The organism is Blautia intestinalis (assembly GCF_014297355.1).
In the GTDB taxonomy this organism is placed as follows: Bacteria; Bacillota; Clostridia; order Lachnospirales; family Lachnospiraceae; genus Blautia_A; species Blautia_A intestinalis.
This window is the reverse complement of record NZ_JACOQE010000003.1, coordinates 276,321-302,111: the sequence shown is the minus strand read 5'-3', so window position 1 is coordinate 302,111 and position 25,791 is coordinate 276,321. Positions and strand designations below refer to the sequence as shown.

Below are 25,791 nucleotides of genomic sequence, written 5' to 3'. Positions count from 1 at the left end.
TCCTTTTTGTACTATCATTATTCATCTAATGCATGGTGAATAAATCTGTATGCCTTTTCCCTTTCCTTTTTTAACGACTGATTGGTTATTGAAAAATCATATTCAAACTTGACATCTTGAAAGTTTCCAGTATAATGCAGTTTTTCCAAATGAAATGTTTTTAATAAAGTGTTTATTCTACTTCCCATTCCTGTATGTTTCCCATTTCTATCAAATACTAGAAATGGTCTATTATATAAAATTGAGAAAACCGACGCATGAAATGAATCTGTACATACAAATTCAGCTGTTTTTATAAGATATACAAACTCAGACGGTCCACAACAATAAAATTCACTTTCTAAATTAGATAAATCAATAATTTCACAATCTTTTTCTGCTGCAATTTTATGTATAGCACTTATATATTCCTTTGTTTCAGTTCCCAAAAAATAGCAAACAATATATTTATCCGGAAGCATTTCCTTTGGTTTTTTTACAATTCGATCCCATTCTTCTTTTTGTAACATCATTGTTGGATCAATCAATATTTCTATGTCCTGGCGATTTGTTATTCTTTCTATAATATTTTTTGCGGCCTCCTCTCTTACTGATATTGCATCAAATTTCGAAATATACTGTTTCACTCTTCCTTTATAGTCTAACGGTATCTCTTCTATTCCGAATGATGCACTTATTGCAATCTTTTTTTTCTGAGTAAAAGTAAGCAAATCCAAATCACTCAGTCCACCATAAATCGGATTCCATATCTGATCTGAACCGACAAAATAGTAATCATATTTATCAAATTCTTGCAATCTTGAGAAAGAAAAAAAATGTTTTGAGTTTGCAATTTTTTTGTTAAATTCCAAAAAGTTTTTCTTTCTTTCTTTAGGATCTTTTGGATCAACGCAGTCCTTTATTTTGTCTCCTTTTAAAATATAACGGAACCAACCTTTTATGTATAATTTTATTACTTCAGTATGATTCACCTTATTGTTATTCAAACAAGGAACATTTACAATATTAACTGTATTTAATCCTTCTTTTTTCAGAATCTCTTGCACCGCATAGTTTTGTAGTTTATTTCCAAAATTTGAATTACCATACAGTGAAACGATTGCTGCTGTTTTTTTATTATTATTCATAATTAATCCTCTATATAAGTTCCTTATAGCCCAAAATATAACAATATATAATTTCAACACTCTTATTCATACTTTTTTTTGCTAATCAATAAAAGTATCCTATATATTAATATTTTAATATGTTTTTTCCCACTTGGTTTTATAACAACTTTATTTTTTTTCAAAATTCCAGCAATTTTTTGAATATTTTCATTTATTACCTTTGAATTATAAGAAGTATCATTTTTCACTCGTGCTTTCCAATACGTGGTAAAAAGAAGTGCCATCCATAATTCTAAACTATATCTAAGTGAGCTTCTCTCCAATTTTGCATGTACCATCAAAATCATCTTTAATGATCTTGCGAAAGATTCTGCCGTAGGTTTTGAAGATAATGAGGATGAATCAACATCATGATATATAGTATAATAACATTTAGATGAATAGAAATAATTATTGCATTTATCCAAATAGATATATGTGGTATATAAATCTTCAAATATAGTTGACTCATAAAACATATCTTCTGTTAATATACTTTTTCTAAAAATCTTTGCCCCCAAACCCGGTCTAACAACCTCATCTAATTCTTCAATATTGTGCAATCCTTCCCTAGTCTCATTGAATCCTGGAATAATATCTTTCGTATCGCCAATAATATCCTCTCTATCAAAAAAAAGAACATCTATTTTTTCATTTTTTTCAAACAAATCATTAATTTCTCTAAATACATCAGAAGTCGTAACCCAATCATCACTATCCACAAAGAAAAACAAATCTCCTGACGATTTTTCAAATCCAAATTTTCTTGTTAAACCTGGTCCCGTATTTTCTTTCGTGTACGCCTTGATTCTACTATCCATTTCTTGGTATTTTTTCATCAATAAATAACTATTGTCTTTTGAGCTATCATCCACTAATATTAATTCATAATCCTCATATGTTTGACTCAAAACAGACTGTACTAATTTATCTAAATATCTTTCTGCATTATATACAGGTACAATTACACTAATTTTCATACCTCTTCCTTTCCTTGTAAGCTTGTCCTAAAATAATTCCATATGCAACAGCTATTGGCTGTATAATATTTGATTCTTCAAAAAAATAACTAAACGCACTTAGGAAAATCGTAATAATCAATAACATCCCCATAACTGGAGCATACTTATTTTTTTCTCGTATAAACTTTATTTCTATAATAATTAAAAATAAAACGAATAATACTAATAATGATAAGCCTATTATTCCATAATCATATAGGTACTCTATGTAACTATTATGTGAAAAGCGAGAAAATCCGCCTGGTCTAAGACGATAATAAACACTTTGAAAACCATGTCCCCAAATTTTTTCTCTTAAATTTGACACATTAAATGCTTGAAGAGTAATCGCCCAAATAACATCTCGACCGCTCCCTCCATCCGTACTTAATTTTGAAAAACGGTCAAAAATCTCAAGCCCCGATCTATTTTCAAGATACAATACTGCTCCACTACCTATACAAATAGCAATAAAAAGATACATATATCTTTTCCATTTTTCTTTCAACGACCCTTGTATGTGTGCATCTAATACTAGCATCACGAATATCCCTAAAATTAATGCTATCGTACCAGTTCTTTTTGTTGATGCGACAGATATAGCAACACATAATAATATACACAAATTTCGCGAGTTCTTTCCTTTAACAAAAATGACAACCAGTGGCAATGCAGTTAAACAATAATATGTTAGAAATACTACCTGCCCTATATTTCCATTTCCTGCTAAATGTATTTTTATAAGGAATACAGAAATAAGACACATTATAAAGTAATATATTAATGTCTTATTTTCAGTATTTTTATTCATTTCATTATGACAAGTAAAGTTATAATACACAATAACACTTAACGGCCAAATAAATATATCAATTGGCGTATAAGGTAAATAAATTGAATCATTTAATATAGTAATTACACATTGATATACAACTAGAATCCCTAAAATCAAAGTAATACAATTTATTGATTTTCTTTTTAATGTTATCAATTCCTCCAAAAAATAACACAGCAAAACTATTGCCTGCATACCAAATCCCAAAAGTCTTATAGTGCTATTTTGGTTTGTTTGATATAGCATTTTAAGCATGATGGAAAAAAACAAACAGTTATATGATAACCACATTAAAATTTTATTAGGTTTTATTTTTAGTTCCACAAATATTCCTCCTGAATAAATGACCATTTCATAATTGAAATTATAATTTTTGTTATATTTTTATGTATTACATTCAATTTTCTATCATTTATTATTCAGTGTCGAATATTTATGTCGTTACTCACATTTTCCTAAAAAAGCTCCTATCATCATAGCTATCGGTACCGCTATCGGATGCACGAAAGCAGATTCTGCCATTGATACAATTATCAAATAACATATTCCACTCATTGCTGCAGCATAATATGAATTTTCTACTCTTCTAATTCCTTGGATTGCTTTGAGTAACATCATTACTGCAAAAATGTACGAAAACAGTCCAAAATATCCTGATTGCCCTAATATCATTGGCCAAAACGAATCACTTATAAATTGTGATGCCCCGATGCGTAACCCATTAATATTAGATAATCCATATGCTGCATATACCGATGAATAGTATACTCCAGAATAATATGAACCGAATGTAGCAAATCCTGCACCTAATGGAAACATATCTCTTGCAATTTCAAACGCTTTTGTAAGTAATTGATACCTAGCAGAATCCGGAATGATTGAACTGAAAAAATAATATTGTATTTGATCCCATCCTAAAATCACAACCAAAGGAATAAATAGCAACATTGTTCTCAGCGTTATTTTTTTCTTTCGAACAAACACAAAATAACATATTAATATGATTGCAAGTGCGGCTCCAAAAGCTTTGCTTCTTAAAGTAGAACACATTATGAGCAATAGCATTATTATATATTTCTTGCTTCCTGTTACATAATTTTTAAGTGAAAGGAGAATCATAATCAAAAACACACAGCAAGCTACAAGTACCGTTGGATGCGTGTACATCAATTGTTCAGATCTTAAACCATATCTTTCTGTCGCTTGGAAAATGTGAAGTGAATAATCAATAACAATTAACACTCCATACAATATCGTAATGCATTTTACATGAAAATATATTTTGCTTGCATATTTTTGCATATCTATTTTTGCAAAAATCTTTTTTCCAACATATAATGCAAGCCAAAATTTTATACATAAAAATGCATCCGATACTTCTGCTTTCAATATACTTTGATATCTATAAATGACACTAGATAGAAAACCAAAACATAAGAATACTAGAATGAACCTAGCATACCCCCCCATGTACATTTTTGTATTTTAAGTTTAAATTGATTCTTTTTTAGTTCAAATACAAAAACAGGGATAGATAATACCGCAAATAGTTCATCCATATAACCAACAACGGGTATATACTGTTCCATCCAATCTTTGAATACAAATATATATACTAGACATATGAAAATAGCATATCGCTTTGTAGTCTTACTTTTTGTTATAGAATACATTTTTATTTCTCCATCTGTTTTGCAATATCTTCATCAACAATCTGTTCTCCAGATTTATGTTTCAGTTGCTCTTTCGAAGCTTCACTTAATCCATTGTTAATTACACAATTAACATCACACGTACTACATTTATCAAGTTCTTCTTTTGTGACTTTTCCATCACGATAGTCACAGCAAATACGATTTTCATACATACTGTATGGTGTTTTACTAAACAAAGATTTAAATTTATGTATCAAAACCCATGTTGCTGGTTTCCAGATATATTTGTGCATAGCAGGTGAAACAGAGCCAATCATCCAACAATCACGATCACAGCAACGAACTTTCTTTCGTACCTCTTCTGCCTGTGGACTATTCCACAGTTCATCCCAAGACTGATTATTTAAATTACCCATAACTTCTTTATCCTTAGTTCCATTGCAAGGCATAACATCACCATATGGATCAATAAAGAATGTATCAAAACTCATATCACATGGAAGAAGTCTTTTTTGACCATAAATATAATTAATTAATCCATGATTAAAATATGCTCTAAACCATTTTTTAGGACTATTGCTACGTAACAACTCATTAACTAACTTTTCAAAATTTTTTGCAACCATTGGTCGGTCATGTATGATATTTTTTGCTTCTACGAAATAAAAACTATTATGTAAAGAAGCCGTTGCAAATTCCATTCCCATTTCATTACTAATTTTATATAGCGGTACAAGATCTGGTGCATTTTTATCCTGTACAGTCATACCAAACCCAACATCTTTCATACCCATTTCTCTAAGTTTTTTTAATGTGCCATATCCACGCTGATAACCGTTCTGGAGACCTCGTATTTCATTATTTGTCTCCTCAAGTCCTTCGATAGAAATACGTATACCAATATTAGGAAATTCTTTACAAAGATCTACAATACGATCTGTAAAAAATCCATTAGTTGAAATAACAATACGATCAGATTTTTTATATAACTCACGTACAATATCTTTCAAATCTGTTCTAATAAAAGGTTCTCCGCCTGTGATATTCGTAAAATACATTTTCGGCAATTTTTTTATTGTATCCAAGCTGATTTCCTCTTCTGGCTTAGATGGTGCTTTATAACGATTACACATTGAACATCTTGCATTACAACGATATGTAACGATTACTGTACCATTTAATTTTTTTTCTGCATTTTTTTTCATTTTTATTAATTACCTCTTTACTTTCTACTCTTGACAGCCTCATTAAAAATCTTCATCAAATCTTCATAATGTGTTTGTGGTGCAAATCTACTTTCAAGCCTTTTTCTACTAGCTTGCCCCATCTTTTTAACCAAGGTATCATCATCTAACATCTTAATTTTTTTTATAAGATCTTCAACATTTGATGGTTTAAATAAATATCCATTTTCTCCATCAATAACTAATTCAGGAAGACTTCCTATATTACTAGCAATAACTGGCTTTGAATATTGAAACGACTCTAAAGCAGTATTAGGTAAGTTATCATACCAAATTGAAGGAATTAATGTAAATCTAGCTCCTTTAATAACATTCTCTAGTTCCGCTCCACTCTTAAACCCAAGAAATTCAACATTCTTCATTTTATGATTCTCTACATATTTTTTCAGCCGTTTTGCCTCATCTGTTGTATCATCTCCCATAATTTTAACAGTATATTCAGGCAGTTTTTCATACGCTTTTATAACAGTTTCAACTCCCTTTTCTTCAGTAACACGTCCGAAATATAGTCCATACGATCCAATCTGCTGTTTCCCTATTGTTGTTTTACTTGCTGTAAAAGTAGGAATGCAATGAATTCTTTTTTCTTCAAATCCATTTAATGATAATTTTTTCTTCAAAAATTCTGATGGTGTTATAAATGCATATACATTTTTATATACATTTATCATTTTATGAAATTTCATAGAAAACACTCTTACAACAGATGCAAATAACGATCCTTTCACACATCTCTTTTTAATACAACTCTTATATCCCTTTGATAAACACTCCTCACAGACTTTCTTTTCATACATAAAATCAAATCTTGGACATAACAGAAAATAATCCGATAATCTTAATACAACAGGGACTCCCATTTTATTTGCACCTGTAATTACACTCGGAGACAATTTATTAACAAAATGAATAATATATACTAAATCTGGTTTTACATCATTTATTTCTTTTTTTAGTGCCTTTTCTACTTCACGAGAATAAATACTTCGTGTAAGTAACTGCCAAATTGATTTAGGTGTCTTTTTCACTTCATCAAAATATGTTGTATCTCGTCCACCAATTGGTTCTACAAAGTATTTTGAATATTCTGTTTCGACATTTTTATTGGAATGTATGGAAAAGGGTATAACCTCATGTCCATTATCTTCAAGCATCTTTTTAATATTAAACATATATTTTTCAGGGCCACCTGAAATGAAATATCTATAATTTACAATAAGTATTCTCAATGTCTTCTCCTTTCACTTTCAAATTCATCAATCCCTTTGAAAAATATCTCTTGTATATACTTTGTCTTTAACATCATCCAAACAACTATCATAACGATTAGCAATAATTGCCTGACTCTGCTTCTTAAACTCATCTAAATTATTAACTACTCTACTTCCAAAGAAAGTTTCTCCATCTTTCAGTGTAGGCTCATAAATAATAACCGTAGAACCTTTTGCCTTAATTCTCTTCATGACTCCCTGGATAGAACTCTGACGGAAATTATCACTATTACTCTTCATCGTGAGACGATATACACCTACCACAACATCTTTTTCTTTGCTTTCATCCCAGTCATCATTCGCTTCATATGCTCCAGCAAGTTCCAATACTCGATCAGCAATAAAATCCTTTCTCGTTCTATTAGACTCAACAATTGCTTCAATAAGATTTTCAGGAACATCTGCGTAGTTAGCAAGCAACTGCTTTGTATCTTTTGGTAAACAGTATCCACCATATCCAAAAGATGGATTATTATAATGTGTTCCAATACGAGGATCGAGACATACTCCATTAATAATCTGCTGTGTATTCAGACCTTTCATTTCGGCATAAGTATCTAACTCATTGAAATAAGAAACCCGTAATGCCAAATATGTATTTGCAAACAATTTGACTGCTTCTGCCTCTGTAAAGCCCATAAATAAAGTATCAATATCTTCTTTAATAGCACCTTCCTGTAAGAGCTGTGCAAACGTATGTGCAGCTTTTACTAAACGTGCATTATTAATATCTGTTCCAACAATAATTCGGCTTGGATACAAATTGTCGTATAACGCCTTACTTTCTCTTAAAAATTCCGGACTAAAAATAATATTATCACAATGAAATTTTTCTCTAATACTTGTTGTATATCCAACAGGAATAGTCGATTTAATAACCATAATCGCTTCCGGATTATATTCAATGACTAATTTTATAACTGCTTCTACTGCAGAAGTATCAAAAAAATTCTTTTTGCTATCATAATTTGTTGGAGCTGCAATAACAACAAAATCTGCATCCTTATAAGCTTCTTCTGCATCCAATGTAGCTGTTAAATTCAAATTTTTTTCTTCTAAATATTTTTCAATATAATCATCCTGAATTGGAGATTTCTTATTGTTAATTAACTCTACCTTTTCTGAAATAATATCTACTGCTGTCACCTGATGATGCTGACTCAATAAAGTAGCAATAGATAATCCAACATATCCTGTCCCTGCCACAGCAATTTTCAATGAATTAAAATCTCTCATTTTTTCTCTCTTCTTCCTATTCTTAAAATATATTTACATATAAAACTCTTTGTACCATTCTGCAAACTTGCGTAATCCTTCACGTAAAGTTGTCGATGGCTTAAAACCATAGTCCCTTTCCAATGCTTGCGTATCAGCATATGTCACAGGAACATCTCCCGGCTGCATCGGAACAAGTTCTTTATGTGACTCAAAATCATAATCTTCTGGCAAAACCCTTGCTCTAATTAATTCTTCCTGAAGAATTTGTACAAAATCTAATAAGTTCTCTGGATGATTATTTCCAATATTGTAAACAGCATATGGCGGAATCGGCAAACCATCTTCTCCGTTCTTTTTCTCTGGTGCCCCCTGCATTATCCGTACAACGCCTTCCACAATATCCTCAACATAAGTAAAATCTCTTTTACAATTTCCATAATTAAAAATTTTAATAGTTTCTCCATTTAACAATTTATTTGTGAATCCAAAGTATGCCATATCGGGTCTTCCTGCCGGTCCATAAACAGTAAAGAAACGTAAACCAGTTGATGGAATATTATAGAGTTTTGAATATGCATGAGCCATCAACTCATTGCTTTTTTTCGTTGCCGCATATAACGATACTGGATTATCTACTTTATCATCTGTACTATACGGAACTTTCTTATTACTTCCATATACTGAAGAACTCGATGCATATACCAAATGTTCTACCGGATAATGTCTACATCCCTCTAATATGTTATAAAATCCAATCAAATTACCTTCTATATATGCGTCTGGATTTGTAATAGAATATCTCACACCTGCCTGTGCCCCTAAATTCACAACCACTTGAGGAGTATACTTCTCAAAAATCGAATTAATAAGTTCCTTATCTGCCAAATTTCCTTTTACAAAGGAAAATGTCTTACTAGATGAAAGTTTTTCTAATCTATATTCTTTTAAACGAACATCATAATAATCATTCATATTATCGAGTCCAACTATTTTTATTCCTTCTATTTCTTTTAATAACCTTTCAGCCAAGTTTGATCCAATAAATCCAGCTACACCTGTAATAAAAATCGTCTTGTTTTTCAATTCAATAAATTCTTTGCTCATTTTATCTCCTATACAATTCTAATGTTCTCTCCACAACATCATCCCAATTATATTTTTCACAAATATAACCTGCTGCTTCATCTTTATATTTCTGTACCTGTTGTGCATCCTCACATGCTTCTTGAAGCTTACTCTGCAAATCTGCTACATTACTTTTTTTAAATATGATTGCCTTATCTTCCACTACAGAAGCACATTCATCTATGTCAGATACCAAACAACAATTTCCATAACTCATTGCTTCTAAAAGACTTAATGGCATTCCCTCTAAATCGCTTGGTAAACTATAAATATAAGCATTGCTGTATAGTTCATCTAACAACTGTCCCTGAACAAATCCGGTAAAAATAATTCTGTCATCGTCTTTTGCCATTTCTTTTAACTGGTTAGCAAATTCATCAGTATCCGAACTGCCCCCTGCAATGACTAACTTCTTATCTGTTTTTACGTTCTTAAAGCCTTCAATCAGATAAGTAATTCCTTTTTCCGGAACAAGGCGTCCTAAAAATAAAATATAATCATCTTTCTTTAAACCAAATTTCTTGTCAATAAGTTCTGCCTTTCTAATAACTGGACGATTCACACCATTAGGGATAAACTTTGTATCACGTCCATAAGTCTCTTTAAAATAATTTTGTACTCCCTCACTGAGAACAATAATTTCATCTGCAAATTTAACAGCACATTTTTCGCCAAGCATAATATATGTGCTGGCTAACTTGCCCCATTTTGCTCTTTGATGATCAAGTCCATGAATCGTAGCGATACAACGTTTTCCAAATAATTTTGGCAACCATAACATTGCACATGGTCCTTCTGCATGAAAATGTACCACATCATATTTTCCAAACGCTGCTGCTACCGCTGCAAAAAATGAAGCACTCATCGCTGCTAGTCCTTTTTTATCTATCGTTGGTACATATTTCATTCGGATACCTTTATATTCTTTTAATTTCTTCTCATCAAATTCTTTACCACTTACATGATGTCCATTACGGTTATATACTGTTATCTTATGTCCTAGTTTTGCCATGCGAACCGTTAATTCTTCAACGACAATTTCAATTCCACCTTGACGACTCGGAATTGTCTTATGTCCAAGAACTGCAATTTTAAGTGGAAAAGTATTAATTTTCCTTTTATTCATAACTTCCTCTTATTATATTTATTACTTATCTATTATTACCTTCTGTGGCTTAAATTCTATTTACGGAAATCAAGCCACAATCATTTCATCACATAGATCCATCTTTTCTAAGAACTACCATTACTGTTTTAAGCAATATTTTTATATCTAGCCCAATGTTCCAATTTGTGATATACTCTTTGTCAAGACGAACCACTTCTTCAAAATCAGTAATGTCACTACGTCCGCTGACCTGCCACATACCGGTTATTCCTGGCTTAATTGCCAATCTTGCACGATGGTGCAGCTCATAAAAATTCGTTTCCGAAATCAAAGGTGGCCTGGTTCCAATTATTGACATATCACCTTTCAACACGTTAAAAAACTGCGGAAATTCGTCAATGCTTGTTCTTCTAATAAAATCCCCAATACCAGTCTTATGTGTTCCATCTGGAAGAATCTTATTTCCAATAACTCGTGGGTCAAAATCCAATTTGAACATCTTTTCATCACCCAGCTTGTTATCTTTCATAAGTTCAGCCTTACGTTCTTCTGCATCCATATACATGCTTCGGAACTTATACATTTTGAATCTCTTTCCATTCTTTCCTACACGTTCCTGTGCAAAGAAAATCGGTCCCGGTGATGCTATGTAAATTGCTGGAGCAACAAATATAAACAAGATTCCAGTAATCAGGCATCCTACCAAACCTCCGGCAATATCCATCAATCGTTTCAGCATCAGATCTCTTGTAGATGCATAGTTAATACTGGTAGTCAGTACTGTATAATCTCCAACTTTTTCTACAAACTGTTTTTTCCCCGGCACGCTTTGTACCTTTGCAAGATTCAGATGAACGGTTACTCCGGTTTCTGTAAACTGCTCGATCAGTTCTTTTGGATATGGAACTACACCGGATGTCACAATCAGAACTTCATCAATCCATTCCTTGCAGACATATTCAGCAGCATTTTCCATATTTGCAACTACTTTCACACCATCAATATACTTTCCTGTCATTTCTTTATCTATGACAGCAATTCCAGCAATCTTATACCGGGCATAATTATGCTCTTTCATGCTCTCTACTACTGAACTCACTACATCTGCTGAAACAACAAGAAGTAAGGAACGATTTTCACCATCTTCCATTTTCTTTCTAAGCAAATGTTTCCACAGCTCTCGTACCAGATAAGTAAGTAGAATATAGATAACGATATTCAGTACCAATGCCAGTCTGGAATATTGTTGTCCTTCCTGAAGCATAAACAGATAAAGCAATAAACATGCTCCGAGAATTATTCCATGCTGTGCTGTTACAACAAAATCTTTATAGTAGCCTCTTTTCAAAACGTTTTTCAATGTTCCCATCGCAAACAGTACTACCAAATCTGCTACTTCCATAAAGACAGCCATATTTCTGTAAAGAATTAGCTGGTATGGATTAGCTCCATATCCGCTTAACGCATACGCCAAAACGAACGCCACCTGCAAGCAGATTAAGTCCAAGATGATAAAATCCACATGTTTTATCCATCCTGTAGAATCTTTTCTATACATACTTTCTTTCCCCTTTACTCATTTTTCAGATCCCATTACGTTCGTTTTCAACTAACTGCTACAATCCTCTGACTTACCAACGAACAAAGACTTTTTATAAGAAAATACGCAGTCCTTCACAGAACTTTGTATATTACATTCAATACTACTAAGAAACAATCTATGCCCGGCACATAACCCAATTATCAGGGCAGGCAAAGCACAATAAAAAAATGGATTTCGATTAATTAAGAAATGTGATGCTATTTGATAATAGATAGCAGCCATAAGCAGACAGCCTATAGAAACTGCCAGATAGATTTTCCGATGTTTCATCAGATTCTTGCCATATTCAATTTTTCCGTTTGCTTCTTTCCCACTATAAGGGGCTAGGGAATTGCATTTGCACTCAGCGATCCGCTTCTGCTTCATTTTTCATACCTCGCTTTACCCCCCCCCCACACATACACACTCTGGGGGATTTTAATTTTTTAGTTTTTCATTGTTCATATCTGCAACTAACGTCCCTTAGCCTGTCATTCTTTTCAGACTAACAGGCTCAAGTTTTCTCCTTTTCGATTTTTTTATTGCTCTGTGATTGGGTCAAACTGAGCATCCAAAGAGCCATCCAATATCTATGAACCGCTATAATGTGACCCTGCTGCAGCAATGAAAAATCGAATTATCATAAAACGCTTAAGCCACACATGCCGCATAAATACTGGAGTTTTCTCTGGTTGTCCCTATTATATCTCGGACTCCGATGATCGACATGTCTCCTTTTAATACATTGAAGAACTGTGGAAATTCATCCAGACTTGTCCTTCTGATAAAATCTCCGATACCTGTTTTGTGTGTACCGTCCGGGAGAATCTTATTTCCGATAACACGTGGATCAAAGTCAAGCTTGAACATTTTTCCATCGCCTAATTTATTGTCTTTCATAAGCTCTGCCTTACGTTCTTCCGCATCCATATACATGCTTCGGAACTTATACATTTTGAACTTCTTTCCGTTCTTTCCCACGCGTTCCTGCGAGAAGAAGATCGGTCCCGGAGACGCAATATAAATGGCAGGTCCTACGAAGATGCAAATAATCCCTGTAAGGATGCATCCGACAAGACCGCCGGCAATATCCATCAAACGTTTCAGCATCAGCTGTCTGCTTGACGCATAGTTGATGCTTGTAGTCAGAACCGTGTAATTTCCAACCTTTTCTACAAACTGTTTTTTACCCGGAACATTGGTGATCTTTGCCAGATTCAGATGTACGGTTACTCCGGTTTCTGTTAATTTGGAAATTAAATCAGCCGGATATGGGAGTTCTTCTGAAATGACGATCAGCACTTCATCGATCCATTCCTGACACACGTACATAGGAGCAACTTCTTCATCAGCGACTACCGGTACACCATGGATTTCTCTTCCTGTCCAGTCGGCATCAATTACAGCCGCACCCGCAATGGTAAATCTGGCATAATTATTTTCCTGCATGTTCAGGACAACCTTCTCGGCCATATCCTTTGAGGTAATAATGAGCAGCTTCCGTTCTCCGCCATCTTCCATCTGCTTTCTGAGAAGCTTCTTCCAAAGTTCCCTTGCCAGATAGGTAAGTCCAAGATAAATGACTATGGTGAGGATCAGGGTCAGTCGTGAAAACAGCTGTCCCTCCTGCAGCAAAAACAGGTATAAGATTGCCAGTGCGCCTACTATGATGCAGTGGTTCAAAGTGACGATAAAATTACGGTAATATCCTCGTTTCAGTACACTTTTCATGGTGCCGTATCCAAAGATCACGACAAGATCTGCCAGTTCAAGGAATACTGCCATATTACGGTAAATAATAGTTGCATATGGATTAAATCCATATCCGCTGATCGCATATGCCAATACATAAGCCAACTGCAGGCAGAGCATATCCAGAATTATAAAGTCCGCGTGTTTTAGCCATCCCTCAGAATCTTTTCTATACATACGTTTTCCTTCCCCTTACATTTTTATAATATATTTGTCAACTTACGATTATCCCCACAACGGTGTAAGTAACATTCTAAGTAAAACAAAATAAAACCAGACACAATAAACATTCCAAAGAAAAGGAAGTTTATTCCAATTACATTTTTAATACATGGATTTAGTAAAATATGCCATCTTCCAAAGACCCATACAGAAAGCAGAATGAAACAACTCAAGGGAAGTGCATCAAGATTTTCAAGATATGTAACATAAGGGTTTCGATTTTCAATTTTCTTTTTCACATTTCTCCAATTACCAGAGGTTGGGGAATCTGTCCTGCGACTAAACCTGTACACTCGCAACATTCTATCTCAATCTTTCCTATACCCCCCCCCGTGAAATTTCGGGGCTGTTTGTTGTCCTTCCGCAATTGTGTTGCTTTTGAATTTAATGATTTTCCATACGCGAATGTATTATATCACATACTTTCATTTATGCAAACCCCAAAACGCAAAGCGAACATAAATAGCCATAGTTTTCGTAAGTTTTGACATAACTCTGTGTTATCGCGGATGGGAATTTAACTATATTTTCTGTTGGAATTATTGTGCGTTTCAGTCATGCATCCCAACAGCTTTTTTATGGTAACCCGATGAGATTCGACACACAATACAATAAGTTCGATATTTTTCGACATTCTCAAGCTCTTTCCTATGTAAAAAGCCGCCCGGATATCTTACGATAAGTGGGCGACTTCTTATTGCTCCAGAAAAGGACTTTCAACATACAAGAACTACTTCTTCAAATATTAAGAAATGCAAAACTATCATTGAGCACTTCATTTTCTTCCCAATTATATGCTTTCAATATTCTTGCCCTTTCATCGTATTTTTCCTCTGGCATTCTGATAGCAAAGTATGTATTGACTATTGCTTTTGAAACCAATGATTTTTTCTGTAGGTATCTGTCCTGATTTTCCGCTTCTGTTTCTATAAATTGTCTGCTGTCCTGAATTATTTTGCTTTCTATCGAATCCGTATCCAATGCCTGTAGCATAATTGATTCAATTGCACCAACTTCGCTTTCCGGGAGACATTTGATATATATGTCTAATTCTGTCGACTCCAAAAAATCATTGTCAACAGCCCACTTTCGTAATACATTAATGTCCTCTTCAAGAAAATACGTTCCTATTTTTTCATTAATTTTATCCAGGAATTCTCTGTTGCTAGAAACTGTATCATGGTCAATCAATATAATTACCTTATTGACTAACTCCTCTTCTCTCGTTGTATTTTGAATCTGCTCCTGCAACTCCTGCATCCTTTTAGGAATGTTCATTATTCCTCCACAGCTTTCAATATCTACAATATCCGTATCTCTCTTTAATGTCTTTTTTCTCAGTCTGTTTGTTTCTGCATTTTCCAGAAATCCATTGTAATGCCATCCATATTTATATTGAAGCACATATTGAATCATCAATAAATCAGTTGTTCCCTCACAAAAAATCATTGTTTTCATCTATCTTAACTCCAATCCATACTGCTCCTTCAGCTTTATAGCTTTTGTAGCATCCACATTACGTGCTTTTATGCCATTTAAAGTTTCTACCAATGTAATCATTCTTATATCTTTTTCCATATCTGGGCAGCACTTTAGCACTTTCGATATAGCCTCAATGCTATGAGATGTCATAAAAACCTGTACATTCAGTTTTTTACAGGTTTCCAGTATCCATTTAAATGTTCTTTCCATTGCAGAAGTGTGGATTGCGGTTTCAAACTCATCCAAAAGCAAAATTCCATCGTTTGCCTTGACAACTGCGCTCATTAATAAAATTGCCTTTTTCATTCCATCACCATAAACATTTAACGGTAATGCTTTATTATTAGATTTTGAAAGGATTTTGTATGTCCCTCTGCCAAAATTATTTTTATCATAATTTATACTTAATATATTTTCATCAAACTCCTTCAAAATTGAAAGCATTTCCTCATAAAGGTCTGGCCTGTTTAATACTTCGCCTAAAAAGACTTCTCCTGAAGCATGTCTTGTTGGAGAAATATAGACTATATTTTGAGTAAGACTCTTTTGTCTTCTCAAAGGACGTGGATATACAGATGCATTCATTTGTCCCTCATAAATTTTTTCTTTTAATATCGCTTTTCCATTTAATGCAACTTTAAACTCTATCCTGGCAATTTCCCTCGTCTGATCTTCTAACTCTTCTCGATTTTCTTTTTCTATATAAGATAGCCCGGATATAGCTTCATAACGTTTCTCTGTAATTTCCTCCACACTCTCAACAGCATCAGCCCAAAGTGTTACGATGTCATCTTCCGTCTTAAAAGTATACTCCAGCCTCTTATCTTCTATATTTATATCAAACAAATCATAAATACCTTCATAAAAAGACATTCTGTTACGCATAGATGTCGTCGTTCTTCTGCTCAAAGAGCTCCACATCAAAATGTCATCTGGCTGTCTCAGACTCTCAATTATCTCCAAAACACTTGTTTTTCCACAGTTATTATTTCCTGCTATAATATTGACTTGTGCAAGATCAGTTAATCTAAGATTTCTAATTCCTCTAAACGATTTTATATTAATCTCATTTATATTTTTCATATTTATATTTTACTCCCTTTCAGAGATAATACCTTCAACTTATCAGTATTATTTTTAGTATAACGGATAAATAATCAAAATACAATTTTAAGTTTTAGATATGTTCGACATACAATACAATAAATCGACTACATTTATATCCACCCATTCCTTACTTCTGCAAATTCTTTACAGGAGCGTTCACCCCGGCATATATCCTTCCAGAGCAAAGTACCCTCTGCATGCTCCATATTTTGCTTTTCTTCATATAAATACAGCTGATACGCCAGATGTGCACAGAGCATTCTGGTCATGATAATTTCCTTTATCTGTGTTTCTGATTCGTCTGTAATTTGATTGTAATCTGTCTGTAAATCGATATCTGCCAGTATTGTACTTAATCTCTTCTGACGGAATTCACTTAATTCCATTTTGTCAAGATACATACTGATATCTAACAGACGCAGAAAATCATGCAGACCTGGCTCTTTTCGATAAAAGCAAAGCTCCAGCAACGAGTCGCATATCTTATTCATCCATGTTTTTTCGATATCCGCCAACAGCAATACCAGTATTGCCTCTGCTGCTGAAGTTACGATTTCCTTATCCACTGATCTGCATCCTTCCAGTATTTGATCTGTGATATTTTTTAACTCTTCATCCGTGCATATCAGTACCCGGAGTTCCATGCATTCAATATTGTACGAGCTGATTTCTGCTTCCATCTGTGCTATTTTTACCCGAGATTCCTCTGATATATTTTTTATATTGTTGCTTCAGCATCAGTAGTACCAGTTTTTTCTGTTCTGCAATTGTTGCTGCCGAAGCCAGTCTGCGCAAGATTTCCATGCCATTTTTGATTATATGACCATATGCATTTCCCCGAAAATCCTCATCTTTTCCATGCATCTCATCAGTCGTTCTTTCAACAGCCCCATAAACATATTTGAATATAAGCCGCACATGTTCTCCATCTTTTTCATTGAGTTTTATGCACTTTTTCCTCGTCAGTACTTTTTTCACTGTATTCAGGGATTCAAACCTCAGGAGCATATACCAGCCGACATATGATGTAGTGCCTGTCAGGCCTGATATAAATTCCGACTCATCGTTATCCAGCAGTCTGACCCAGTTTATATGCAGCGGAACAGCTATACGGTCAAGCATTCTGTAAAATGCGTAGTCATGTCTTGCACGTATATCTGCACGGCATATTACTTTGATATCTCTGTTCATTTCAAACGGAACTTCTTTGCGTGCTTTGTTCTGCTGTCTCTGCATTTCTTTGCAGAATGTATTTCTCTCTTTTTCGTAGTCAAAATAATCTCTGTACAGTCGGATTTTTCGGTTAAGCCTGTGCAGTGGGATATCATCCCTCATAGGCTCCAGTCCATAAAGTACAAATCTGTGCAAAAAGTAACTGCTCGCCAATATGGAACGGTGATAAACAATTTCCAGTCTGTCTCTGTTGTTTTCCTCTTTTATCTTTCTTTCAAGTTTTGCTTCAAGTAATGTCAGTTCTTTCTCCGCATCATCCAGCATCCCACATTCCGCCATGAGTCCTGCAGCCTGCATTCGTACGCTGTAAGCTTCTTTGCTGAATTTTACTTCTTTTAGCTGCAGTCGGACATCGGTAATTTTCATCTGCATGAAAGAATACTTGATTTTCTCAATCTGCAGCTGATCTTTTCCTGTGTCTATTACATCCGCACATTTATCTGTTATCTCGAATATCCGTTTCCATTCTTCATCACATATGTTTTCCCTGTGTAGTCTTAATAATGTCTGTCCTATAAAAAAGAATTTTTCTTTTCTCTCCGGAAGATGAAGTTCCCATTTTAAGAGTTTTTCATCTTCTGAAAGTGTCTCCTGTTCATTATCTGTAAGCACGGGTTCATTTACAGTTGCAGGCACAAAATTTCCGGATGCAATAAAGGCCGAAATTGCCTCTCCCATCTCCAGAATATTGTCATGCATTTCCCGAACTTCCTGAAGCAGCTCTTCTCCCCATATTTCATACGCTAGTCTTCTGTCATTTTTGTAAATGCATTTTTTGAACATTTTGATAAATTCATTTACAAAATGCTCTGCATCTACCTCATACGCTTCGCACAATCTGCCAAGTTTTTCTCTCAACATTTCGATATATTCATATCCGGGAGTTTCCTTTAAACTCAGATAAATTTCCCGCATGTTCTCTTCCGAAAATACTGCTGCTATTTTATCAGCAAACAGTTTTTTGTTTTCGGACTGCGTGGAAATTACTCCTTCTATTCATTTATTACATAATATCCAAAAAAGCCGTCCAGCTTATGATACGTGAACGACTTTTCATTATTTTACTGCTCATCTTTTTTTTCTTTATCAGCTCTGGCGGCAGGGGTATCCTGCATGGCTGTGATCTGGCCTTCTTCGACGCCTTCTGTGCTCTCCGGCATAAATAATATTTTTACGGTTGCAAACATGATCATCATATCTTCCAGAAGGCTCGGACGACTGATATATGTCAGATCCATCAGTAGTTTATCATATGGTGTCGTATTGTACTTGCCGTAAACCTGTGCATACCCGGTCAGACCTGCTTTGGCCTGAAGGCGCAGGCGAAATTCCGGCATAACTTTCTCGTATTCTGCTGCAATAGACGGTCTTTCCGGACGTGGGCCGACGATTGTCATATCCCCTTTCAGAATATTAAAAAGCTGTGGCAGTTCATCGATACGGCATTTTCTGATAACTCTGCCGACCGGTGTGATCCTCGGATCATTCTCACCACTTGAAAGACGCGCCACACCATCTTTCTCTGCATTTACTTTCATGGAACGGAATTTCAGCACGCCAAACTCTCTCCCGTTTTTGGTCAGACGGGTCTGTGAGTAAAAAACAGGACCGCCATCATAAGCTTTGATCGCAATTGCTGTAATAAGCATGATCGGTGACAATATAATGGCTGCAGCACCGGCAAAGACGATATCCGCCAGCCGTTTCAGAAAAAGGTATTCCGGCTGTGGATCGTATCTTCCAATCCGCAGCATAGGCAGATGGAACATGTGGATCTGTTTGGCTCCACTCATCAGGACATCTCCCACACGTGGAATCACATATACACGCACATGCCTGTCAATACAGTATTTCAGGATGATATTTCTTTCACGGCTGTGGATACCGCTGAGAAAAACCGTCTCCATCTCATCCAGTTTTTTCATATCGTTCAGGCATTCTTCTACCTGAAGTACTTCTTCCACTTTGAATTTTTTCTGCATGTCATACTGGCTGATCAGTTTCTCCATTCCTTCACGGACATCATAAACGATCATGGTCTTCTGTGGCGGAAACGTACGGAAATACCAGAGATGTGCCAGTGTACACCATACAAAAGAGATCGCAGTCTGACCGGCGATTGCCAGCAGTCCCGGTATCACACTCGGAAATCCCTTAACAAGAAGTACGATCACCAGATAGGTGATTCCATCTGTGATCAGCACCGCCAGCACCTGACTGTAGACCATTTCGGATATACGATTTACTGACACGAGGAATGCGCTGTATACTCTGGCAAACATAAAATATACCAGCATAAAGAGAACCAGCATCAGCAGGTTTCCTTTTTTATAGAAGCTGTTTTCCATCTGTCCGACATAGTACCCATACCAGCACCAGGCAAACGGTATTGTCATAAGAATGACATTCAACAGTTTTACAACACGAAGCGGAATGTCATGAGCAAGCATTTTGGTTCTTGATTGTTCTTTCATGTTTTCTCCTAATTATTTTCTCCTGCTCACGGACGGCTCCAGCAGTACCTTCAGTGTTGACGCAATAATGCTCAGATCCAGTGCAAAGGAGTAGTTCTGGATATAATAGAAATCCATTTTTAACTGATTTGACTTGGAACTGCTGTATTTGCCGTGAACTTTGGCATATCCGGTCAGGCCTGCTTTGACTGCCTGACGATACGTAAATTCCGGAAGTTTTTTCTGAATGTGTTCTGCCGACTCCACCTGTTCCGGATACGGACCGACTACTGACATATCTCCTTTAAGGATATTGAAAAACTGCGGAAGTTCATCAAGGTGCGATACCATCAGGAAATATCCGCCCGGGATCCACGGATCCGGATCCTCGATCGTTTTGCCCGGCTTCATGGTGCGGAATTTGTACTGCCAGAAATGCTTTCCGTTTCTTGTAAGGCATTCCCTCTTAGTCAGAATCGGGGCACCTGCCGCAATCCTTACGTATAAGGCAAGAATCAGATACAGCCATGACAAAAGCACCAGCACCAGCGCAGAAAAAGCAATATCAAAAACTCTTTTTGCCACTCTCTGCTCGACCGTCAGGCCGCAGTTACGAAACAGCTGCAAAGTCTTATCTGAAAGTGAGATTTTTTCGGAACTCATCAGCAGAATATCGGCTAATGTCGTCTGGCAATAGCATCTCTTCTTCTGTTCGTAACAATAACGGATATAAAAAGTTCTTTCTTCCTCCGGCATTTCCCCGAGCATGACTGATTCGTGCCGCCGGATTTCACGAATGATGGCTTCCCGGCCTTCCTTTAACGAAATTCTGGTTTTAAGATGGAAACGTTCACCCTGTTTCAGAAGTTCTTCTTCTAAGGATTCCATGTTGTTTTTGCCATAGATCAGAAGTACTTCGTGTGCCGGATAAATGTTGGCATACAGCCACCGTACCAAAAGTGACCACACCAGACCGATCAGCAGGTTGATTGCTGCTACAGCGATCATCGGTGCAATATGCATACGGAATCTCCATCGTCCGATCAGAGCCAGCTCGATATATGTCGCAGCGTTTGCCAGAATTACGGTAAATCCATGCGAAAGCAATATTTCGATATATTGCTGATGCACAACACGAAAAACAGAAAACACCTTTCCGATCAGGATATTTAATGCCGCATACAAAACAAATAATGCCACATATCCCCAGAAGGAATACTGTCGTCCGATAATCGCTTTATAGTTGTATTTCTGATACCATGCATGCGCAAATACGCTTGTCCATGCAAGGAGCAGCAGTGCATTCATGATCATCAGAAACAGTTTTTTGAACCGTTCTTTTCTCATCATCAGACGATAACTTCTCCACCATAACATGGAATATTTACTGAGTCCATGCAGGGTATAGCTTACCATATAATAAACGCGGCTTACCGTCGGCACACCGGCTTTAATGTATGTCTGCCAGTTCATATGCGCGGACTTGCCCTTTTTGCCTGATTTGGACGCAAGTGCTCTTCGATAAACAAGCAGCGGCTCATCTACCCCATATGCGCATGGAATTTTGGAAAGGATGGCGAGCCATGTAGCAAAATCCTCGTGAATTCCGTCTTCTTCCGGCATCGGAAATTCCAGCATCAGTTCTCTTCGGATCAACACGGATGAGCAGGAAATCACATTTTGCTTCAGAAGTTTTTTCCTGCTTACTTTCTCCGGTACATGAAGTACATGGGCAATGGTCATTCCATCATCTTCTATAAAGGCCGATCCTGTAAACAGAAACGCAGCATCCGGATGTTTTCTCAGAACTGACATCTGCCGTTGCAGCTTCTCCGGTCTCCACAGATCGTCACTGTCCAGAAACGCGATCCACTCACCTCTCGCCTGTCGGATACCATTATTTCGGGTTGCCGCTGAACCGGAATTGTGCTGATTCTGAAAAATTCGTATTCTATTATCTTTCTTTGCAAGTGCCTGCATCCGCAGCCAGGTTGCATCCTTTGAACAGTCATCAATGATCAGCAGTTCCCATTCTTCGAAACTCTGTGCAAGGACACTGTTTACTGCCTCTTCTAAATATTTTTCACAGTTATAAGCCGGAGTAACGATTGATATTTTTGGCATAAGAGCCCCTTTCTTTTCTCCTCGTAATTCTCTGATGTCTGTATTTTACCACAACATTCCCATAATTGTCATCTTTTTGAAAAATAATCACATTTACTCCCTTTTTCAGAACAGTTCTCATTTAATGAAAAAAGCACCACCCTTGTCTGACCTCTCAGAAATCATTCTCAGGTGATGCATTTTATTATTTTATTTCTGCTGAAAAATTATTCTACAGTAACGCTCTTTGCAAGGTTTCTCGGCTTATCAACGTCAAGACCTTTTGCAACGCTGACAAAGTAACCCAGAAGCTGCAGTGGGATTACCGCAAGGGACGTTGCAAAATGCGGATCTGTCTTCGGAATATATACGGTAAAGTCTGCAGTGTCCTCAATATTGTAATTGCCAAATGTGGTCAGTCCCATCAGATATGCACCACGGCTCTTGCACTCTACCATGTTGCTAACTGTTTTTTCATAAAGAGCCGGCTGTGTCAGCACACCGATAACCAGTGTACCATCCTCAATAAGGGAGATGGTTCCATGTTTCAGCTCACCTGCTGCATACGCCTCAGAATGGATATAGCTGATTTCTTTCATCTTCAGGCTGCCTTCCATACTGATTGCATAATCAATACCACGGCCGATGAAGAACACATCTTTTGAGTTCGCCTGTTTGGATGCAAACCACTGCAGGCGTTCTTTGTCATCAATGATCCGCTGGATTTTATCCGGCAGAGTCTCAAGTTCTTTGATATATGTGCAGTACTGTTCTTCGGAAATCGTACCTTTTACTTTTGCGAACTGGATTGCCAGTACATATGCTGCGATCAGCTGTGTACTGTATGCCTTCGTAGTTGCAACGGAAATCTCCGGACCTGCAAGTGTGTAGAATACATTATCTGCTTCACGCGCAATAGAGGAACCGACTACGTTTACGATACCCATTGTGCGGATACCTTCATTTTTGCAAAGACGCAGTGCCGCAAGGCTGTCTGCAGTCTCACCTGACTGGCTGATGATCACTGCCAGTGCTTTCTGATCCAGAATCGGGTTGCGGTAACGGAACTCAGATGCAAGCTCTACACGTACCGGTACACGCACTATATCTTCAAATACATACTGTGATGCCATGCCTACGTGGTAAGCGGAGCCGCAGGCAATGATATACACCTGGCTGATCTCCTGAATTTCTTCGTCGGAAAGTCCGATTTCAGAAAGATCGATCTGTCCGTCTTTGAGTACGGAATTAAGTGTGTCTCTGACTGCTTTTGGCTGCTCATGGATTTCTTTCATCATGAAATGCTCGAATCCGGCTTTTTCGGCTGCTTCTGCATCCCATTCGATCGTCTTCATTTCTTTCTGGATTTCTTCGCCATCAAGATTGTAGAAAGTGATCTCACCCTTGCGGACGCGAGCCATCTCCAGGTTGCCGATATAGTAAACATTTCTTGTGTATTTCAGAATCGCCGGAACGTCGGATGCCACATAGGATTCTCCATCGGCCACACCAAGGATCATCGGGCTGTCTTTACGTGCCACATAAAGTTCTTCCGGATAATCTTTAAACATAATTGCAAGTGCGTAGGAACCACGGATACGAACCATTGCATGGTTGATTGCATCGACCGGAGTTCCTTCGTATTTTTTGTAATAGTAATCTACCAGCTTGACGGCAACCTCTGTGTCTGTCTCTGAATAGAAAGTGTATCCTTTGCGGAGCAGTTTGTCTTTCAGTTCCTGATAATTCTCGATAATACCATTGTGTACGGCAACTACGTTTCCGTCATCGCTCACATGCGGATGTGCATTGTTTTCGGACGGTTCTCCATGTGTTGCCCAGCGGGTATGTCCGATACCACAGGTTCCCGGAACAGATTCTCCGCCGTTTGTTTTTTCTGCGAGTACTTTCAGACGCCCCTTTGCCTTGATGACTTCTGTCTTGCCTTCTCCGCTGCGAATAGCGATTCCGGCTGAATCATATCCACGGTATTCAAGCTTGGACAGTCCATCCAGAAGAATCGGTGCTGCCTGATGGTTTCCTGTAAAACCTACGATTCCACACATAAATATTTCTCCTCTTCTCTTTTGCTTAATATATGCAGCTTACAATATAATGTAAAAAATAAACATAATTATACAAAAATCAATTTTTCGTCTATGATAACACAAAACCGGCAGATGTTCAACCCGGTTTCGCCGGACAGCTCTTATCTGAGTATGATGTAGATGGTGTAGATCAGGTACAGACACACCATCGACGCGCCCTCTGCTCTGGTGACTTTTTTGCCCGTTATTGCATAAAACAGAACAAGGATTGAAAATCCAATAAGCACCAGAATATCGATCAGATTGACGCTGATCAGAGCTACAGGACTGATGGATGCCGCAACACCAAGTACCATCAGGATATTAAAAATATTGGAACCGACTGCGTTTCCGACTGCCATGTCAATTTCGTTTTTACGTGCTGCCACAAGTGAAGTAACAAGCTCCGGAAGGGATGTTCCGATGGAAACGATCGTAAGACCTACCAGCGTCTGGCTCATACCGAGGTCAATCGCGATCCGGCTTGCTGCATCTACTGTCAGGTCTCCGCCAAAAGCGATTGCTGCTGCGCCGCCTACAATATAAAGGATGCTCCTCGGATAGGAAAGAAGTTTCTGTGTGCTTTCTTCTGCTTCTTCAATACTCTCGATTTCTGTCTTTTTTCCCTCTGCCCTGGCTTTCATTGCTGTGCGAATCATCACGACAATGTAGGCTGCAAACAGTACCAGAAAAATGACTCCATCGAGGTGTCCCAGAATCATGTTGTGTTTATCTCCGATTGCCAGATATCCAAGTCCGAGCAAAAGCAGGGCGCAGATGATAGAAAGCGGGATGTCTCTTGTGATGGTCTCATACTGTACCATAATCGGTGTGATAACAGCGCAAACTCCGACAACAAACATCAGGTTAAAAATATTCGAGCCGACTACGTTGCTGACGGCAAGTTCATTATTATGTGCCAGAGATGCGGTCACGCTGACTGCTGTTTCCGGCAGGGATGTTCCCATTGCTACGATCGTAAGTCCGATGATAATGGACGGAACTTTTAGTTTGTGTGCAATACTGGAACTGCCTTCTACAAAGAAGTCTGCTCCTTTTATCAGAAATACAAATCCTATTACAAGAAATACCAGCACCAGTGCAAATGGTGACTGATTAATAAAATTTTCCATAGTCTGCCTGTCTCCTTTTTCGTTTTCGCTTC

The 25,791-nt window shown here is 36.8% G+C and carries 19 protein-coding genes; all 19 read right to left on the bottom strand.

Annotated features, from left to right (window positions below; all coding sequences use genetic code 11):
* Positions 1-17: 17 nt before the first annotated feature.
* On the bottom strand, positions 18-1,127 hold the full coding sequence (locus H8Z79_RS07750; RefSeq protein WP_187002763.1) for a polysaccharide pyruvyl transferase family protein: 1,110 nt from the start codon (positions 1,125-1,127) through the stop codon (positions 18-20).
* Positions 1,128-1,189: 62 nt separating this feature from the next.
* On the bottom strand, positions 1,190-2,128 hold the full coding sequence (locus H8Z79_RS07745; RefSeq protein ID WP_187002762.1) for a glycosyltransferase family 2 protein: 939 nt from the start codon (positions 2,126-2,128) through the stop codon (positions 1,190-1,192).
* Positions 2,118-3,308 carry an O-antigen ligase family protein gene (locus tag H8Z79_RS07740; protein WP_187002761.1) on the bottom strand — a complete coding sequence of 397 codons (1,191 nt, stop codon included), beginning with the start codon at positions 3,306-3,308 and terminating at the stop codon, positions 2,118-2,120. The genes H8Z79_RS07745 and H8Z79_RS07740 overlap by 11 nt, the downstream gene beginning before the upstream one ends.
* Before the next feature lie 117 nt (positions 3,309-3,425).
* A complete protein-coding gene (locus H8Z79_RS07735) occupies positions 3,426-4,373 on the bottom strand; it encodes a hypothetical protein (RefSeq protein WP_118616290.1) in 948 nt (315 codons plus the stop codon).
* A gap of 286 nt (positions 4,374-4,659) precedes the next feature.
* A complete protein-coding gene (locus H8Z79_RS07730) occupies positions 4,660-5,844 on the bottom strand; it encodes a radical SAM protein (protein ID WP_173704260.1) in 1,185 nt (394 codons plus the stop codon).
* Positions 5,845-5,861: 17 nt separating this feature from the next.
* Positions 5,862-7,112, bottom strand: coding sequence for a glycosyltransferase (locus tag H8Z79_RS07725; protein ID WP_173704259.1), 1,251 nt, complete (start codon positions 7,110-7,112; stop codon positions 5,862-5,864).
* Between the two features lie 27 nt (positions 7,113-7,139).
* A complete protein-coding gene (locus tag H8Z79_RS07720; RefSeq protein WP_276529928.1) occupies positions 7,140-8,390 on the bottom strand; it encodes a nucleotide sugar dehydrogenase in 1,251 nt (416 codons plus the stop codon).
* Positions 8,391-8,423: 33 nt separating this feature from the next.
* Positions 8,424-9,455: an NAD-dependent epimerase/dehydratase family protein gene (locus H8Z79_RS07715; RefSeq protein ID WP_187002793.1), complete on the bottom strand. Its 1,032-nt coding sequence runs from the start codon at positions 9,453-9,455 to the stop codon at positions 8,424-8,426.
* A 22-nt stretch (positions 9,456-9,477) separates the two neighbouring features.
* The gene (locus H8Z79_RS07710; protein WP_187002760.1) at positions 9,478-10,623 is read right to left on the bottom strand and encodes a glycosyltransferase family 4 protein; all 1,146 of its coding nucleotides are present in this window, start codon (positions 10,621-10,623) and stop codon (positions 9,478-9,480) included.
* 88 nt (positions 10,624-10,711) lie between these two features.
* Positions 10,712-12,163: a sugar transferase gene (locus tag H8Z79_RS07705; RefSeq protein WP_118486136.1), complete on the bottom strand. Its 1,452-nt coding sequence runs from the start codon at positions 12,161-12,163 to the stop codon at positions 10,712-10,714.
* A 675-nt stretch (positions 12,164-12,838) separates the two neighbouring features.
* Positions 12,839-14,116: a sugar transferase gene (locus H8Z79_RS07700; RefSeq protein ID WP_225876938.1), complete on the bottom strand. Its 1,278-nt coding sequence runs from the start codon at positions 14,114-14,116 to the stop codon at positions 12,839-12,841.
* Between the two features lie 783 nt (positions 14,117-14,899).
* A complete protein-coding gene (locus tag H8Z79_RS07695) occupies positions 14,900-15,619 on the bottom strand; it encodes a DUF3226 domain-containing protein (RefSeq protein WP_118039494.1) in 720 nt (239 codons plus the stop codon).
* Positions 15,620-16,726: an AAA family ATPase gene (locus H8Z79_RS07690; protein ID WP_118039495.1), complete on the bottom strand. Its 1,107-nt coding sequence runs from the start codon at positions 16,724-16,726 to the stop codon at positions 15,620-15,622.
* Between the two features lie 134 nt (positions 16,727-16,860).
* Entirely contained in the window at positions 16,861-17,316 is a 456-nt protein-coding gene (locus H8Z79_RS07685; protein WP_147348992.1) for a hypothetical protein, read from the bottom strand.
* A gap of 82 nt (positions 17,317-17,398) precedes the next feature.
* The gene (locus H8Z79_RS07680; protein ID WP_118039497.1) at positions 17,399-18,898 is read right to left on the bottom strand and encodes a hypothetical protein; all 1,500 of its coding nucleotides are present in this window, start codon (positions 18,896-18,898) and stop codon (positions 17,399-17,401) included.
* 146 nt (positions 18,899-19,044) lie between these two features.
* Complete coding sequence (locus H8Z79_RS07675) at positions 19,045-20,457, bottom strand: exopolysaccharide biosynthesis polyprenyl glycosylphosphotransferase (protein WP_118039498.1); 1,413 nt, start codon at positions 20,455-20,457, stop codon at positions 19,045-19,047.
* Between the two features lie 12 nt (positions 20,458-20,469).
* A complete protein-coding gene (locus H8Z79_RS07670) occupies positions 20,470-22,560 on the bottom strand; it encodes a sugar transferase (protein WP_118039499.1) in 2,091 nt (696 codons plus the stop codon).
* Between the two features lie 206 nt (positions 22,561-22,766).
* A complete protein-coding gene (gene glmS / locus H8Z79_RS07665) occupies positions 22,767-24,605 on the bottom strand; it encodes a glutamine--fructose-6-phosphate transaminase (isomerizing) (protein ID WP_118039500.1) in 1,839 nt (612 codons plus the stop codon).
* Between the two features lie 143 nt (positions 24,606-24,748).
* Complete coding sequence (locus H8Z79_RS07660; protein WP_118039501.1) at positions 24,749-25,759, bottom strand: calcium/sodium antiporter; 1,011 nt, start codon at positions 25,757-25,759, stop codon at positions 24,749-24,751.
* Positions 25,760-25,791: the final 32 nt, after the last annotated feature.